Source organism: Hymenobacter roseosalivarius DSM 11622 (genome assembly GCF_900176135.1).
Taxonomy (GTDB): Bacteria; Bacteroidota; Bacteroidia; order Cytophagales; family Hymenobacteraceae; genus Hymenobacter; species Hymenobacter roseosalivarius.
Genome location: NZ_FWWW01000105.1, coordinates 1 through 17026 on the forward strand (window position 1 = coordinate 1; position 17026 = coordinate 17026).

The 17026-nt window shown below is 57.9% G+C and carries 12 protein-coding genes and 1 pseudogene; 8 read left to right on the forward strand and 5 right to left on the reverse strand.

What is annotated here, in order from left to right; translation table 11 throughout:
• The 4 genes and pseudogenes from B9A24_RS22160 to B9A24_RS20745 all read left to right on the forward strand — a co-directional run.
• Positions 1-527 (forward strand): annotated as a pseudogene (locus B9A24_RS22160) (class I SAM-dependent DNA methyltransferase); the annotation flags it as partial.
• A 575-nt stretch (positions 528-1102) separates the two neighbouring features.
• On the forward strand, positions 1103-1519 hold the full coding sequence (locus B9A24_RS20735) for a hypothetical protein (protein WP_084447935.1): 417 nt from the start codon (positions 1103-1105) through the stop codon (positions 1517-1519).
• Between the two features lie 9 nt (positions 1520-1528).
• Entirely contained in the window at positions 1529-1714 is a 186-nt protein-coding gene (locus B9A24_RS20740; protein ID WP_084447936.1) for a hypothetical protein, read from the forward strand.
• Between the two features lie 65 nt (positions 1715-1779).
• Complete coding sequence (locus B9A24_RS20745; protein ID WP_084447937.1) at positions 1780-3999, forward strand: ATP-binding protein; 2220 nt, start codon at positions 1780-1782, stop codon at positions 3997-3999.
• A 165-nt stretch (positions 4000-4164) separates the two neighbouring features.
• Here B9A24_RS20745 and B9A24_RS20750 read toward each other — a convergent pair whose 3' ends face one another.
• Positions 4165-5178 (reverse strand): methyltransferase, encoded by a 1014-nt coding sequence (locus B9A24_RS20750; protein ID WP_084447938.1) that lies wholly within the window; start codon positions 5176-5178, stop codon positions 4165-4167.
• Positions 5179-5402: 224 nt separating this feature from the next.
• Between B9A24_RS20750 and B9A24_RS20755 the strand changes: the two genes are divergently transcribed.
• Entirely contained in the window at positions 5403-6149 is a 747-nt protein-coding gene (locus tag B9A24_RS20755; protein WP_084447940.1) for a superoxide dismutase, read from the forward strand.
• Positions 6150-6333: 184 nt separating this feature from the next.
• On the opposite strand, the gene B9A24_RS20760 is transcribed toward B9A24_RS20755, so the two are convergent.
• The gene (locus tag B9A24_RS20760; protein WP_084447943.1) at positions 6334-7599 is read right to left on the reverse strand and encodes a cysteine desulfurase-like protein; all 1266 of its coding nucleotides are present in this window, start codon (positions 7597-7599) and stop codon (positions 6334-6336) included.
• 162 nt (positions 7600-7761) lie between these two features.
• On the opposite strand from B9A24_RS20760, the gene B9A24_RS20765 reads away from it, so the two are divergent.
• Positions 7762-9960, forward strand: coding sequence for a penicillin acylase family protein (locus B9A24_RS20765; protein WP_084447945.1), 2199 nt, complete (start codon positions 7762-7764; stop codon positions 9958-9960).
• 91 nt (positions 9961-10051) lie between these two features.
• On the opposite strand, the gene B9A24_RS20770 is transcribed toward B9A24_RS20765, so the two are convergent.
• Positions 10052-10669 carry a hypothetical protein gene (locus B9A24_RS20770; RefSeq protein ID WP_084447948.1) on the reverse strand — a complete coding sequence of 206 codons (618 nt, stop codon included), beginning with the start codon at positions 10667-10669 and terminating at the stop codon, positions 10052-10054.
• A 512-nt stretch (positions 10670-11181) separates the two neighbouring features.
• Here B9A24_RS20770 and B9A24_RS20775 point away from each other — a divergent pair.
• A complete protein-coding gene (locus tag B9A24_RS20775; protein WP_084447950.1) occupies positions 11182-11916 on the forward strand; it encodes an SDR family oxidoreductase in 735 nt (244 codons plus the stop codon).
• A gap of 82 nt (positions 11917-11998) precedes the next feature.
• On the opposite strand, the gene B9A24_RS20780 is transcribed toward B9A24_RS20775, so the two are convergent.
• Together B9A24_RS20780 and yiaK are read right to left on the reverse strand one after the other, a co-directional pair.
• Positions 11999-12739, reverse strand: a complete 741-nt coding sequence (locus tag B9A24_RS20780; RefSeq protein WP_084447952.1) for a hypothetical protein — start codon at positions 12737-12739, stop codon at positions 11999-12001.
• 96 nt (positions 12740-12835) lie between these two features.
• Complete coding sequence (yiaK, locus tag B9A24_RS20785; protein WP_084447956.1) at positions 12836-13828, reverse strand: 3-dehydro-L-gulonate 2-dehydrogenase; 993 nt, start codon at positions 13826-13828, stop codon at positions 12836-12838.
• 415 nt (positions 13829-14243) lie between these two features.
• Between yiaK and B9A24_RS20790 the strand changes: the two genes are divergently transcribed.
• Positions 14244-16469 (forward strand): bifunctional alpha,alpha-trehalose-phosphate synthase (UDP-forming)/trehalose-phosphatase, encoded by a 2226-nt coding sequence (locus B9A24_RS20790; protein WP_084447954.1) that lies wholly within the window; start codon positions 14244-14246, stop codon positions 16467-16469.
• Positions 16470-17026: the final 557 nt, after the last annotated feature.

The window sequence follows — 17026 nt, forward strand, 5'->3', positions numbered from 1 at the left end:
ATGTAGTCGAGAAGCTGCGCGCCGGCCAGCCGCTGGCCACGGCCAAAGAGCACACCATCAACCAGCAGGGCCTGGCCTCCGTGGTGCTCAGCCTCCACCAGCAGCTCGACGCCGCCGTAGCCGCCGCCTACAATTGCCCCCCAGACCTCACCGACGCTGACATCCTGACCCACCTCGTGCGCCTCAACCACGAGCGCGCCCGCGAGGAGCAGGCCGGCCACGTCCGCTACCTCCGCCCCGCCTACCAGGCCCCCGAGCAGCAGCAGTCCGCGTTAAATTTGCCCCCCAGCGCCGCCACTACCGCCGCCCCCACCGAGGCCACCGGCCCCCAGCCCTGGCCCACCGAATTGGCCCAGCAAATGCAAGCCATCCGCGACGCCGTCCAACAGTCGCTCACCCCTCTAACCGCCGCCCAGGTAGCCGCCCGCTTCCGCCGCACCCGCCCCGAAAAAGTACAGCCCCTCCTCGACACCCTCACCGCCCTAAGCCTCCTACGCCACACCGAAGAAGGCACGTATGCAGCATAACCCCAAAGCTCCCCTCCTTACCAAGGAGGGGACGCCGCGCCAAAGGCGCGGCTGGGGTGGTTGAGGTCGTCCGCGCCGCCTGGGGGGCTTTTCTACCATATAGGTCGTCATGTAGAGGCGAAGCCGAAGCATCTCGCGTGCTGATGCCAGAGTAGTAATCCAAACAAGAAGAGCGTTATGCTGAGCTTGTCGAAGCATCTCTACTGAGTAGTAATCCCAACGAACCGGTGGAGATGCTTCTATTCCTCAGCATGACCGCTTTTATGTAAGAGCTACCATCCTAACGAAGCGAGCGAGATGCTTCGATAAGCTTAGCATGACATTCTTTTATCTGCATGGCCGTCTTTTAAACAACCAAACAACGCCAGCAACCACCCCAGCCGCGCCGAAGGCGGGGCGCCCCTCCTTGGTAAGGAGGATAGCTTGGACATGCGCGGCGGCTGCGCCGCAGCGTGAGCAATGGATGCAAGCTCAATTGTACATTTTAGCTTTATTATAATATATTCAATATAAATTTGTATTATACTATTTATGGATATACATTAATGTTCCTTATCACCTTAGCTATTCAACTTATGGAGCTCACCGGAGGCAATACAGACATTATAGAGTTTCCCGTGCCATCTGACGAATGGCAGATTTACGTTGACGCTTTTAGCCAGACCTCCAAGCGCCTAGAAGACCCGAACCACTTTACAGCGGCTTTTCAACTGAAAAGCAATGAAATACTGTATGCTATAAACACGGGCGATTCGATGATTGCCGGTACGGCCACCTACACAGACGTACCCCATGCCGGCTTTGTAGATCTTATCTATGAAGCAATGCCCCCAAAGTACCGATTCAAAAAGCCCTACGACGTCAACGTTACGGCCCTCCGGGAGGGCAAAATAGTGGAAGCTACGCTTCGGTTCGCCGAATTTAAGTTTAGCACAAAAGAAGAAGACCTTACCGAAAGAACAGGAGGTGTCATTCACAATCCCCCTTATTAGAATAGTAACATGGCGAAATCCCAAAATTCCAGCAAAGGCGTCCCAACTCCCGATGAGTCGAACCCAGATGCCTCCGGCTCCACCGACAGCACGTCGGATGAGCCTGTCAACCTCTCGATGTTGGAGGGCGGCGTACTGCATAACCCACCCCAGGCGACGCAAAGCCAGGAGTCCGGCCCTACCGACGACGAGTAGCGCGGCGGTTGCCTGATAACCGCCTACCAGCGCGTGCGGCGACTTATGTACCATTACCCGCCAGCATGAAGCGTTTTATAACTCTGCTTCTTTTGGGCGTTGCCCTGCTCCCGCGGCCGGTGCCAGGCCAACCGCTAGCCGCCGCCGATAGCCCGCGCCAGCTGTTGCGCCAGCAGCCCCGCGCTGATACCCTCCGCGTGCAGCGCCTGCTAGCCCTGGCGCACGCGGTGCGGGTGACCGATATGCCGCAGGCCATGCAGCTGAATCAGCAGGCGCTGACGCTGGCCCGCAAGCTCGCTGACACCGATGGCCAGGCTGAGGCGCTGCTGGCCCTGAGCATCCTCCACCGCCGCCAGACCAACTACGCCGTGGCCCGGCGCTACGCCCAACAGGCCCAGCGCCTATTCACCCAGCGCGCCGACCAGGAAGGCATGGGCCGGCTGTGGCTGCAAATGAGCTGGATTGATCTGCTACAAAGCAATTATGTGCCTGCCCTGGCTTCCGCTTTGAAGGGTTTGCCACTGACGGAGCAGACAGGCGACCTGCTGACTCGTACGCGCCTGCAAATCAATGTTGGGAATATCTACTCTAGCCTAGGCAACTACACCGAGGCTCTGCCCATCCTGCGCGACGCTTTAAAAAATGCCCGACGCCTGAGCGACCAGCAAACCATACTGCTGGCGCTGAACGGAATAGGCAATTCGTATCAGATGCTGGAGAAGTGGCCACAAGCCATGCTTTACCACCAACGGGCCCTAACTCTCAGTAAGCAGCTGGGTAACGTGGGGGGCGAAATCTCCGACGAAATAAATCTGGCCGATGTATATAGTCGGCAGGGTAATCAAGAGGAAGCCCTGGCCCACAGTCTGCGAGCCCGTGAGCTTGTGCGCGCTACCCACGACGATTACAACCTGCCCTCGATGGAGGTGGTACTGGCGCGGGCCTATATGCTCAACAATCAGATTGACAGTGTATTCAAACTGGCCCACCATGCTCTGGAACTCAGCCAGCAGGCGCGCAGCAACGGCAACATTCGCAAAGCCAGCGAGTTATTGGCCGAGGCCTACGCCCAGCGCAAAGATTTTGAGCAAGCCTACCGCTTCCGCAACTTGCAAATAGCCTACAATGATTCGCTTTCCGGTGAAGATATCCAGCGCCGCACTAGTGCCTTGCGCTACGGCTACGAGTTGGACCGCAAACGGGTCCAGATAGCTCTGCTCAACAAAAATCGTCAGCTGCAGGATCAGGAAGCCGACCGCCAGCGTCAGCAGCTCATTGGTCTGCTGGCCGGCGTGGCGGCGCTGGTGCTGCTGGCCGGGTTACTGGTCCGCAACGTGTATATAAAGCAGCGCGCCAACCGCCACCTCAACGAGAAAAACCAGGAGATCGTCGCCCACCGCGACGACCTCGACCAGGCCCTGACGGAGCTGCGCGCCACCCAGGCCCAACTGGTGCAGCACGAGAAGCTGGCCTCGCTGGGGCAGCTGACGGCGGGCGTGGCCCACGAAATCCAGAACCCGCTGAACTTCATTACCAACTTCTCCGACCTCGGCGTGGAGCTGACCACCGAACTGCAGGAAGAGCTGACGAAAGAGACCTTGTCGGCGAGGGGCCGCGAAACGATAGGGCAGCTACTCGAGGATCTATCGCACAATCAGCTCAGCATCCACCAGCACGGCCGCCGCGCCGACCGCATCGTGAAAAGCATGCTGGAGCACTCCAGGGCCAGCAGCGGCCAGCCCCAGCCCACCGACCTGAATGCGCTGGCGGAAGAGTGTCTGCGCTTATCGCACTACAGTTGGCAGGCCACCAACAAAGACTTCAAGGCCACACTCAACACTGAATTTGCCCCCCAGCTGCCCAACCTGCAAGTGGTACCCCAGGACCTGAGCCGGGTATTGATAAACCTGCTCACCAACGCCTTCTACGCCGTAGCGGAAAAGCGCCGGCTTCTGGGTGAAGATTACCAGCCAGAAATAACCATCCGCACCCAGCAAACCGAAAAGGACGTCCGCATTCAGATCCGCGACAATGGCAACGGTATTCCGGCCGAGGTGCGCCAACGCATTTTCGAGCCTTTCTTCACCACTAAGCCCACGGGCGAAGGCACGGGCCTGGGCCTCTCGCTGAGCTACGACATCATCACCAAAGGCCACCGCGGCACGCTGAGCGTAGAAACGAAGGAAGGCGAGTACACAGAGTTTACCGTTTGCCTCCCGCTAGCCGCCACTCCACAACGCGCCACCCGCCCCGCCACCCCGGAAATGACCAAAGCTGGGGTATAAGCTCGCGGTAGAGACGCGTATTCGCGTCTCAATCGTTGAACGACTAGGCCCGCTCCATTCGACTCGTTTGCCGAAACAACGACCGCGACGATTGAGACGCGAATTTGCGTCTCTACCTTGTTCTGGTGAGTTGGTGATGCAAGAAGACTAGACTGGGGGACTTTTTTACTTCCGTATGCCTTCTATGATGCTGAACGGCGACGTGGTGGGCAGGGTGCGGGTTAGCTCCAGGCCAGCCTGATCGAATAGCTGGTGGTACTCCGCTTCGGTCCGCTCGCAGCCCCGCAGGTACAGCAGCATCTGCAGGTCCAGGAACTTGCCAAAGGAAGACTCGTTGCCTTCGGGCAGCACCATTTCCACCACCAGCACTTTGCCATTGGGGTTCATGGCCTCGCGGCAGTTTTTCAGAATGGTGAGGCTCTGCTCATCGTTCCAGTCGTGGATGATGTGCTTCATGACGTAGGCATCGGCTCCTGCCGGCACCAACCCGAAAAAATTACCCCCCACCCGCTCGCACCGGTCGGCCACGCCGTGGGATGTCAGCAGGTCTTCGGCGGCTTCCACAATGGCCGGCATGTCGTAGAGAATGCCGCGCAGCTTGGGATATTTATTGAGAATAGAAGCCAGCAGGAACCCATGCCCGCCCCCTACATCGACAAGGGTAGAAATGCCCGAAAAATCGTAGGCCTCCAGCACGGCCGCACTGCTAAAAGCGCTGTTGCTGGACATGGCATCATTAAACACTTTGCCGGCCTTCTCATTGCGCCAGAAATAATCGAAGGACGACGTGCCGAAGACTTTATCAAATGCCGGCTCGCCCGTTTGTACGCTGTAAAGCAGCTCGGCCCAGGTCTGATACTGAAAGTCATTCGTCATCAGGGTCACGAAGGGCCGCAGACTGCCCGGCACATCACTCAGCAGCGGCTCGGCCAGGGGCGTGAGGCGAAAGCGCGTGTCGTCATCCTCAGAGAATACACCCACGCTGGCGCAGGCGCGCAGCACCCGATACAGGGAGCGCTCATGCGTGTTGGTGCGGCGAGACAGCTCCCCGGCGCTTTTAGGGCCATCTTTCAGCAGATCGGCAATGCCCAGCTCGGCGGCCACTCCAAGCGCCCGCGAGGCCGCGAACCCGAACATGACCTGCATTAGCTGAATGGCAGGAGGTAGCTCTTGTGCCATGGGTAAGTCGCGTTAAAACGCAACAGGTAACAACCGTAAGACTTAATAGCCGCAGCTTGGCGCTGAGCAATAGATTAATATATACAATTTATTCTTTTATTACTTATAAACCAAAATCGTAATTTTCGTCCTGATGAGCACGCCTCCACTTATCCGTTTCTATAGAAACCAACGTTTGTACCAACGCAATCTGAATTGTTTCCCCTCACTTTTTTACCACTATCATGAACAAACGCGATTTTTTGCAGAGAGGCCTGCTGCTGGCCATTAGCGGCCTGGTAAGTCCGGCGCTGCTGGCCCGCGCCCGCGACGAAAAGTTTCTGGCCGAAGCCCGTGCTACGCCCATAGCCGAGGGCCCCTTCACCCTGCCGGCGCTGCCCTACGCCTTCAATGCCCTGGAGCCCCACATCGATGCGCGCACTATGGAAATTCACCACGATGCCCACCACAAAACCTACGTCTCGAAGCTCAATGAAGCCGTAGTGGGCAAACCCCAGGAAAAGATGTCTCTGGCGGAGCTGCTGGCGTCGGCCAGCAAGCAGCCCGACGCGGTGCGCAACAACGCCGGCGGCCACTGGAATCACTCTATGTTCTGGCAGATACTGGCGGCCAAAGGCGGCGGGCAGCCCACCGGCTCTCTAGCCGCCGACCTCACCAAGACCTTCGGTTCTTATGAGAAGTTTCAGGAGGAATTTGCCAAAGCGGCCACGGGTCGGTTTGGCTCGGGCTGGGCATGGCTGAGCGTGGATAAGGCAGGCAAGCTGTTTATCTCCTCCACTCCTAACCAGGACAACCCGCTGATGGACTTGCCCGGCGTGCAGCGCGGCACACCTATTCTGGGCCTCGATGTGTGGGAGCATGCGTATTACCTGAAATACCAGAACAAGCGCCCCGATTATGTCAAGGCTTTCTGGAACGCGGTGAACTGGTCCGCAGTGGGCCAGCGCTACGACGCTGCCCGCAAAAGCTAGTAGGGGCGCCTTGCAGGCGCCCCTCGTTGTTTGGTTGCTGCCTCGTCACAACTGGGCTGACCCAAGCTGGCACGCGTCTGCGACGCGGCCGTTGCAGTGTCTGGCTGTGCCGTTTGGCTTTTCGCGTCGCAGACGCTACCCCAGTAGACACACGTCGCAGACGCACGCCGGCTCGTATCCCTCCTTAAACGATGGATGCCTGCGAGGTGCCTCCATGGGTATCGAGTAAGGCGAGCAAAGCGGTCTGGAACAGCTCTATTTCCGCGTTCGTGTTGTACGGGGCCAGGCCCAGCCGTATCCAGCCGCCCAACTCATTTACTTGCAGCTTATCCGCCATAGTAGAGGCGTAGAAGTGGCCGTCGGCGACGCACATATTGTAGTTGTCGGCAAACCAGGCCGCTGCCTTCCGGGAGTTGATGCCGTCAAGCGTAAAAGCCAGCGTGGGCGTTTTGCGCGTGCCGGTCGGGGCGCGATACAGGCGCACGGGGGGCAATTTTCGCAGGAATTCTTCCAGCCGCCAGGCCTGTTCCTGCTCCTGCTCCTCAATGGCGTACATGGCCGTGCGCAGACGTTCTTTGCGGGTAGTGCCCGTGCCCAGCGTTTGAATAAAATCCAGGGCTCCCAACAGGCCGGCAATGGCTTCATGATTCTGAGTGCCGGTTTCCAGCTTATCGGGGATGTAGGCGGGCGCGGGAGCCAGTTTGTAGACCAGTAGCTTCTCAAATAAAGCCGCCGACACCACCGCGATACCCAAATGCGGCCCGAAGAACTTATACGCCGAGCAGAACAGAATATCGGCCCCCAACGCCCGAAAATCAATAGCAAAGTGCGGCACGGCGTGCACCGCGTCCAAAACCACGAGGGCGTTTACGGCTTTGGCCCGCCTAATTATCTGCTCCACCGGCGTCACGGTACCTGTCACGTTCGACGACATATTCACGGCGACGAGCTTGGTTTTGGCGGTAATCAGCGTGTCCAGCTGGTCGAGCTCCAGGGTGTAGGTTTCGGGATTTACGGGAATAAATTTGACCACCGCGCCCTGGTCTTTGGCCAGCGTTACCCACGGATCTACGTTGGCCCGGTGGTCTATTTCGGTAACCACGATTTCATCGCCAGGCTGAATGAACGTGCTCAGGCCGCGGGCAATGGAAAAGGCCAGGGAAGTCATGTTTTGGCCAAAGGCCACTTCCTCGGGCTGGCAGCTCAGAAAATCGGCCATGCCGCGCCGCCCTTCTTCCAGCAGCTCATCGGTGGCGCGGCTGGTGCCGAACGTGCCGTGCAGGTTGGCCATGCCGCCCGTGATGTAGCTCATCATCGCGTCGAGGGCCTGCTGGGCCATCTGGGTGCCGCCGGGACCATCGAAAAAGATGTAGGGCTTTTGGTGAGAGTGGGCGCGAAGCGCCGGAAAGCAAGCCCGGATCGGGCCCATGGGGATTGGTAAAAGCGACATGCGAAAGGGAGGAATAAGGGGGAGCAAAGCGCCCTAAGATAGGCAGCGGCCAAGTGGTACTACGACTCCAACAGTCGTAGTACCACTCCGCTACCCCAAAAATTCGCGTATTCTTGCTGCTGCTGCTAACCTACCCAAATGCCGAAATCCTTACCTTCCGCCATGAAGCGTCCTCTTTTTACCCTGCTACTTCTCCTCTCCTGCGTGGCATCCCAAGCGCAGGCCTTCAAAACCGAAGAAATTGCACGCTGGCAGCAGCAAGCCAGGCAAGTGAACATCATCCGCGACAACTGGGGTATTCCGCACATCTATGGCAAAACCGACGCGGATGCCGTCTTCGGCCTGCTCTACGCCCAGTGCGAAGATGACTTTGCCCGCGTAGAGGAAAACTACCTCACCAACATCGGGCGTCTGGCGGAAGTGGAGGGCGAAACAGCCTTGTACAGTGACCTTCGCGCTAACCTTTTTCTGGACAGCACCCAAGCCATCAGCATTTACCAAAAAAGCCCCCCGTGGATGAAGGAGCTGCTGAACGCCTTCGCCGACGGCACCAACTACTACCTCTACACCCACCCCACTGTGAAGCCCAAGGTGCTCACGCGCTATCAGCCCTGGATGCCGCTGATGTTCAGTGAAGGCAGCATTGGCGGCAACATCAGCGTGGTGCCTTTGGAGCGGTTGAAGGCCTTTTACAGCCAGCGTAAATCGACTTCCTGGCAGCATCCTGACTTTGAGAAGCAGGACCGCGAGCCGGTTGGCTCCAATGGCTTTGCTATTGCGCCGGCCAAAAGCGCCAGCGGCCACGCCCTGCTGCTGATTAATCCGCACACCTCCTTCTATTTCCGGCCCGAAGTGCAGATGGTAAGTGAAGCTGGCCTAAATGCTTACGGAGCCGTTACCTGGGGACAGTTTTTTGTGTATCAGGGTTTTAATGAGAAATGCGGCTGGATGCACACCTCCAGCCAGGCCGATTCCATGGATGAGTACCTGGAAACCATTGAGGAGAAAAACGGCAAGCTGTATTACAAGGCTGGCAAAAAGCGCCGGCCGGTGCAGGTACAAAAAGTGTCGCTGGCCTATAAGCAAGGCAGCCAGATGCTGCGCAAGGAATTTACCACCTACCGCACCCACCATGGCCCCGTCGTGGGTCAGCAGGCCGATAACCAATGGGTGACGGTGCGCATGATGGACACGCCCCTGGAGGCCCTGGAGCAGTCGTACCTGCGCACGAAGGCCACTGATTACGCCAGCTTCAACGAGGTGATGAAGCTCAACGGCAATGCTACCAACAACACCGTTTTTGCCGACAGCAAAGGCAACATTGCCTACTGGCACGGCAACTTCATGCCCATCCGCGACCCCAAGTTCGATTGGAGCCGCCCTGTGGATGGCAGCAACCCCCAAACCGAGTGGAAAGGCCTGCACAAAGTAAATGAGCTGGTGCAGGTGCTTAACCCCGCCAGCGGCTGGATTCAAAACTGCAACTCCACACCCTTCACCGTATCTGGTACCAGCAGTCCGGCCAAGGATAAATATCCCACCTACATGGCTCCCGACGCGGAAAACTACCGCGGTATCAACGCCGTGCGCGTGCTCAGCCGCCGGAAAATGTACACGCTCGATACGCTCATTGCCGCCGCCAAAGACCCGTACCTGGCTGGTTTTGAAGAATTGATTCCGGCGCTGATAGCAGCCTATCAGACCCCGGCTGGCAAGGCTAGCACTTCATCGAAGGCGGTGCCGGAAGCCATAGAAGTTCTGCGTACCTGGGACAAGAAGTACAGCAAAACCTCCGTGGCCCAGACGCTGGCCATCTACTGGGCGGAGCGCATCCAGAAGCTGGCCCGCACCCGCGCCCTTCCCGATCAGCGCCTCGATAACCTTACTTTCACCGCTTTGGTCATTGAAAAGACGACGCCCCAGGAGAAAGTAACCGCCTTGGCCGAAACCCTCGACGAGCTGACCCGCAACTTTGGCACCTGGAAAATGCCCTGGGGCGAGGTAAACCGCTTCCAGCGCCTCACCGGCCAGATTCAGGAAGTGTATGATGACAGCAAGCCGAGCATTCCGGTGGCCTTCACCTCCTCAGCCTGGGGCTCGTTGGCGGCGTTCGGCGCGAAAGCGCAGCCCAACACCAAAAAGCGCTACGGCGACGTGGGCAACAGCTTTGTGGCCGTGGTCGAGTTCGGACCACGTATCAAGGCGCGCTCGGTGCTGGCTGGGGGGCAAAATAGCGACCCCAACTCGCCCCACTTCACTGATCAGGCGGCTATGTACAGCGACATGCAGTTTAAAGACGTGCAGTTTTACCCCGAAGATGTTCGCAAGAACGCCAAGAAAACCTACCACCCGGGTGAGTAGACGTCATTCGAAATCCTGAACAATGTAAAGCCGCCTATAGAAGTACAAGCATTTGTCTCGGTGCCTTATAGCAATGTAGCATAGGCTAGTTTTAGTGGCGGTAGCCCAGTGACAACCCTAGCTCGAGGGCCAACAACCGCCACGGGTTGGTGGTGGTGTCGACGTTAGAGCGCTCAAAATAGTAGGGAAAGGTGGTAGCCGCGTAGACCTGCAGCGCCACGCGGCGGCTCAACGTTGCCTGTCCTCCGAGTTGAATACGCGGCTCAATCCCCCACGCCTGGCTGCGAAACTCTTCCATAGGGGTCGTCGAATTCCGATCCCGGATCGTGCGGTGAACAGTCCCAAGGCCGAAGCCGGCGTACCACCCACTCAGCGGCTGCGCGGAGGAGCGGCCCAGATAATGGTTGGCGGTAACCTCGGTAGTCCAGTAGGTGGTGCGCAGGCGCCGGTAAAACCCCAGGTTGGAATAGCTGCGCCGGTAGCCGGAACCAACTTGTAGGCTCCATTCGGGCCGCAACTGCCACTCATAGCGGAGCTGAGGCACGGCTACCCGGCCCGTGGCCCCGCCAATGCGCGCACCTGCCTTCACCACTCGCCGGGAGGCAGCTAAGGTCGTATCGGCCAAAGTAGACGCTGCCGAATCTGTTACGGTGCCCGCCACGACCAGCCCGAGCAGTACGAAGCGCGGCCAGAGGATCTGAAGTGACATTGATAGAAGGGGCGCGGGGAGACGATCGGACATAATGGGCAGTGGTGAAGCAAGTGAGGAGAGGACAAGCAGTCGGTAAGCTAGACAGAAAGCATGAAGAAATAAGAGTAGGCGCTGCGGGCCAGCTTAGTTACAGCGACGGTCTGAACCTCAAGGGTATGAATCGCCAATAGGTAGTGCCTGCTGTGTTCAAAAACGGAAGATTATTGTTCAACAACGAGACTTCAATTATTGCGTCTCTACGCCGCCTTGCTGCTTCATCAGGCAACTCAAATAGCCAGCTTGGCCGGCATCTAAAGTAGGTGGCTTGCCAACTACGACCAGCGGTTTTAAGCCAAATCTGCACCGTAAGGCAGAAAATAATCTATGTAAACGATTGTGATAGTATTTCTTACCGATAGTAGCGCCTTCCAAAGTCAGCTTTTGCCTGCCTCCCTACGTTTATCTAGCTTCGAACCCACGTATCAACTCTTACCTCAACCCAACCTTATACTACCTAGAAAAGGAAAATCATGGCAGGAAAACTCAATGGAAAAGTAGCCCTCATTACGGGCGCAAGTGCCGGCATCGGCGAAGCCTGCGCACGGGCTCTGGCTGCCGAAGGAGCCAATTTGGTATTGACCGCCCGGCGCGACGAGCGGCTGGAGGCTCTGGCCGCAGAGCTGCGCCAGCTGGGCGTAGAAGTAGCGTTTGTAGCCGGCGACGCCCGCGACGAAGAAACCGCCCGCCGCACCGTGCAAGCCGCCACCGACTCATTCGGCCGCCTCGACATCCTGATAAACAACGCCGGCGCCGGCAACTACAAAAACCTAGTTGACACCAGCGCCGACGAATACGACGAGCTCATGGATACCAACATGCGCACGACTTTCCTTTTCACCCGCCACGCCGTGCCCGTGATGCAAAGCCAGAAATCGGGCACCATTCTGATGCTTTCCTCAATGGCGGGCGTGTATGGTTTCGCGGGCGAAGCTGTGTACTGCGCTACCAAGTTTGCGCAGGTAGGCTTTGCCCAGGCCCTGGATAAAGAGCTGCGGCCCGATGGTATTAAGGTAGGTGCCATTTGCCCCGGCGGCGTGAAAACCGAGTTTGCTTTGGGCAAAGGCCGCACCGAGGATAAAGTAGCGCAATCGGGCATGCTGGAGCCCGAAGACGTGGCCGGTGCCGTGCTGCTGGCTTGCACACAGTCGGCCAACTCGCGCATTATCGAGATTCAGATGCGCACCATGGACGAGGCGCTGACTTAGGTCTTAGCTTTCTAATTAATCCGCGAAAAAGCCCCCCAACGTGTGTTGGGGGGCTTTTTAATACCTTTTGAGTTTACAGGCCTTACTTCTTGGGGTGGGAAGTTGATTCAGAATGCCGCAACCATTGATACAAGCTGGCTATGTGGCTGAACAGCACAACCGGCACAATAAACGCGGGGAGCCACACAAACGGAAAGCGCAGCACCCCCACATTGGGCTGCTCAAAAGCAAGCTGTTGGACAAGCGTTGGGGCCGAGAGCAAAGCCAGCGTTACAATGATGGCCAGCAATACTAAGGCGGCTACGTTCCAGGCTATCAGTCCTCCCCTACTCAGCCGCTGATTGCGCCACAAGATTGCCACTACCGGAGCCGTTAGGCCCGAGAGAACATCGAAGTTGCGGCCGGAAAACGTCATCAGCTCGGGAATCAGGCGGTGAGTTGCCAGTCCGTACAAGCCAATCTCGACGCCCACCCGCACCACGCTGATGGCAGTCAGATCGGCAATGGGCAGGCGGGCCATACAGCGGCGTCCTTGCGGAGAAATAACGATGGCTAGAATGACGGCTACAACCGGCAAAAGTGCGCCCAGCACCAGGCGGGGGGGCAGCGCGTGCAAATTAGTTTGGTAAAAGCCCCCCAACGCCAACCCAGCCTGCACGGTCAGCCACACCACAACAATCAGCCAGTAATAGGTACCGGTGCCCCCGGCGCGTTGTATAGCCTGCGCCAACAACCACGCGGTAAAGGAAGTGCAGGCCACGAAAAGTACACTAAGCCAGGCCGGCACCGGTACATTCAAGTATTCCAGATTGACCGTTGGCATTTGGAAAGACCATTAGTTGCAGATATTAGCTAAAAATACAGCTCTGATTAAATAAAGCTGTTACTGCAACCTCATTGCGTGTTCAGGTAGCAACCGTCACATTTGCTGCACCTGCTGCCAGATGTCTTCCTCCACCGGAATGCCGTGCGCCAGATTATCCTGGCGGGTAGCAAACGACTGCTCACCGGGGTAGAAAACCTGCCCACCGGTTTCCGACGGCGCGCCGCTTTTGGTGTAGCTGAGAATTTCCTCAATCAGGGCCGCGTGCATGTTGGGCTGGTGCAACGCAATAAAGCACTGCGACACGCCCGCCTCGGTGCCCGAGCGCGTGATGGCCGCCGTGGAACGGCCGCCGCTGAGCGCCGTCAGCAGCACGTCAAGCACCAACGACAGGCCCGACCCTTTCCAGAAGCCGATGGGCAGGGCCCGCTCTGAGGCCAGAATATCGGCGGCGTTGGTCGTGAGCTTGCCTTGCTGGTCGTAGCCGCCGGGCACGGGCAGGGATTCCTGCCGGGTGGCGTAGGTGCTGAGCTTGCCATAGGAATACTGCGAAACAGCCATATCCAGCACGACGGGGGGCTTTTCGCCGCGTGGCACGGCAATCACCAGCGGATTGTTGCCCAGGCGCGCCTCCTTGCCGCCCCAGGGAGTGACATTGGCAATGGTGTTGGTGAAGCAGATGCCGATGCAGCCGGCTTCGGCGGCCTGCCAGCCGTAGGTGCCACCGCGCATCCAGTGGTTAGTGTTGCGCAGGGCTACGCAGCCAATGCCATGCTCCTTGGCCAGGAAAACAGCCCGCTCCATGCACACCCAGGCGCTGTACATGCCAGGGGCTAAGTTCCCGTCCCAGCGCTCCAGTGCCCCATTTTGCTCTACACATTCGGGCTCGGCGGCTGGGTGTATCAAGCCTTGCCGCACAGCCTGCGCAAAGGTCGGAAAACGGTTGAGGCCGTGGGTATACACGCCGTCGCGGCTATTCTGGGCAAATATGGTAGCGCAGTGTTCGGCTCTTTCTTCCGAAAAGGAGAGCGACAGCAGCACGCGCTTTAGCTCCTGCTGTAGCTGTGGGTAAGGAATGCGTAGGCTCATGGGGGGGTTTTTTTTGGTGATTAGCAACCACTTTTGGCGGCCTTCTGCTGCCCGTAAAGCAGCTTATCCTGCTTCCTAATTTTGGCTTCAATTAACGTGCTCTAGTTAGCAATACGCCTTTTCTTAATTTCCCACCCACTCTTCTTTCTGCTATCTTCTAGCTGGGCGGCGGGCCGATAGCGCCTCCGACAGAGAAATATTCCTCCCCGAATTGTGGTGCGGTACCCCGACAAGCGGCCGCGTTTTATCCTGGAGCCTATCTCCTCGATAGTAATACGGATAAAAAACGAAGCTGAAGTGTCTTAAAATCCGTAGTAGCTACCTGTCCCCGCTGTCGCGCCGACACGTTATACTCAGCAGATGTACGAACAGGCACCAGCGCCCTTTGCGCGTGGGGCCGTATTCCTTTCGATTGATGGCCAGAACCATTATTGTTTCCAACCGCCTGCCCACCAAAGTGCAGCGCACCGACGACGGCCTCACCTTTCAGCCCAGCGAAGGTGGGCTGGCTACCGGCCTGGGCTCTATTTATAGGGCCGATGATAATATCTGGGTGGGCTGGCCAGGCTTGTTTGTAGACGACCCCGCCGAGCAGCAGCACGTAGCCGACCAGCTCCGCAACGACAGCATGGCCCCCGTATTTCTGACCGAAACTGAAATCCGGGATTTTTACGAGGGCTTCAGCAACTCCACCCTCTGGCCCATTTTCCACTATTTCAACGAATACGCCACCTTCGAAGAAGCGCATTGGGAAGCCTACGTGGCCGCCAACGCGAAATTCTGCGAAGCCGTGCTGGCGCTGGCCGGCCCCGACGATACCATCTGGGTACATGATTATCAGCTGTTGCTCTTGCCCCAGATGCTGCGCCGCGCCCGGCCCCAGGCTACCATTGGCTTCTTTCTGCACATTCCGTTTCCCTCGTATGAGCTACTGCGGGTGCTGCCCTGGAGCACGGAGCTGCTGGAAGGCATGCTGGGAGCCGATCTGATTGGCTTCCATACCTTCTACTACATGCGCCATTTCCTGAGCGCGGTTTCCAACCTGCTGGGTCTGCCCAACCAGAATGGCCAGATTGAAACGCCCAGCCGCATGGTGCTCGTCGATGCCTTCCCGATGGGTATCGACTACGAGCGCTACGCGACGGCCGCCGCCTCCGAAGCTGCGCTGGCGCACATTCAGACGTTCCGTGAAGCCGTGCGTGGGGTGCGCATGATCCTGTCCATCGACCGCCTCGACTATACCAAGGGCATTGCCCAGCGTCTGCGGGCCTTTGAGGAGCTGCTCAAGCGCTACCCCGCGTGGCGCGAGCAGGTGAGCCTGCTGATGCTGGTGGTGCCCTCCCGCGACCAGGTGACGCAGTATCAGGCCTTGAAAGTGGAGGTGGATGAGCTGGTGGGTCGCATCAACGCCCAGTACGGCACCATCGCCTGGACTCCCATTCTGTACTTCTACCGCTCGCTGCCCTTCGACCAGCTGGTGGCGCTCTACCGGCTGGCCGACGTGGCACTGGTAACGCCCGTGCGCGACGGCATGAACCTAGTGGCCAAGGAATATATTGCCTGCAAAGCCGATCAGCACGGCGTGCTCATCCTCAGCGAGCGGGCCGGCGCGGCTCAGGAGCTCTCCGATGCGCTACTCATCAACCCCACCGCCACCAGCAAAGTGGCCGACGTACTGCACCAGGCGCTGACCATGCCGGAGGAAGAGCAGAAAAGCCGCATGAGCAGCTTGCAGGCCTTGGTGCGGCAGTACGACGTGTTTGCCTGGACGGAACTGTTTATGAACCGGTTGGCGTACAGTAAGATCAAGCAGCTCACGCTGGGCACCGACGCGCTCAATGCCGAGGCCAGCGCTCAGTTGCGGCACGACTTCCAAAAAGCCCCCCAGCGGTTGCTACTACTCGATTATGGTGGCACGCTAGTAGGCTTCCACAACAACCCCGAGCACGCGAAGCCCGACGAAGAGCTGCTCCAGCTGCTGCGCGCCCTCACTGCTAATTCCCACAACCGCGTCGTTATTATCAGCGGGCACGACCGACCTACCCTGGAAAACTGGCTGGGCCACCTTCGCCTCGACTTTATTGCCGAGCATGGCGTGTGGCTGCGGCGGGCGGGCGAAGAGTGGCACCTGTTTCGGCCAATGGAGTCGGCCTGGAAGCAGGGATTTCGGCCGTTGCTGGAGCAGTATGTCAGCCGCACTGCCGGCTCGTTCATTGAAGAGAAAGACTACTCCCTGGTGTGGCATTACCGCCGCGCCGATGCGGCCTTAGGCGAAGTGCGCTCGCGCGAATTGCTCAGCCACCTCAATTTTATGACTTCCAACACCGATTTGCAGGTACTGGAAGGCAATAAGGCGCTGGAAATAAAAACCATCGGCGTCACCAAAGGCACCGCCGCCCAGCGCTGGCTCACGCCCGATACCGCCGACTTTATCCTAGCTATCGGCGACGACCGCACCGACGAAGACATCTTCCGGGCTTTACCCTCCGACGCTTATAGCGTGAAAGTGGGCGGCGGCACCCACTCCGCGGCCCGCTATTCCGTGGGCGGCGTTTCGGATGCGCGCAAGCTGCTCGCCGAGCTCAACGAGGTAGAAGCCAACCGCCCCGACGTACCCGTAGCTCAGTCTACCACTATGTAAAGTTGCTCGTTATGAGGCAGGTCTCCTTTTCTGCCAAAAAAGCCCGTCAACACTAGCTGGGGGGCTTTTTTAGGAACCACTAAATCATAACCGCCCATTCCAGCCTTTTTTGACAGCAACGATGCCAGGGCTTGTCTGATGGATGCAACGGCTGCGAAAGGGCATAAAAAAAGGCATCCCACCCGGAATGCCCTTTTCAAATCCCAAGGTTGAAGACAAAGTCCCACCCCTACTCCAACCTGGGTTAGCCTACCAAAACCGACGCCGCCACTGACCGTGTTGACCTCGTTCCAGAGACTAATACTGTTGGTGACAGCTTGATGCGCTGTTACTCACGAATAACCTTTTTGAAGCATAAGCCTCAATTGTGAGGGCAATTTAGAAAAAACTCAGCAATAACTCAAGTATCTACCTTAGATATTTATGGGACAAATATAAAAACCCGTACTTTTATTAAAAGAGACCCTATAAAACAAGGCCCTCCTGATATCATAACATAAGCTTAATGAGGAAGTTCTCGCAGGGCTCGTTGTAGCGTAGCTCCGTCTTCTTTTTCT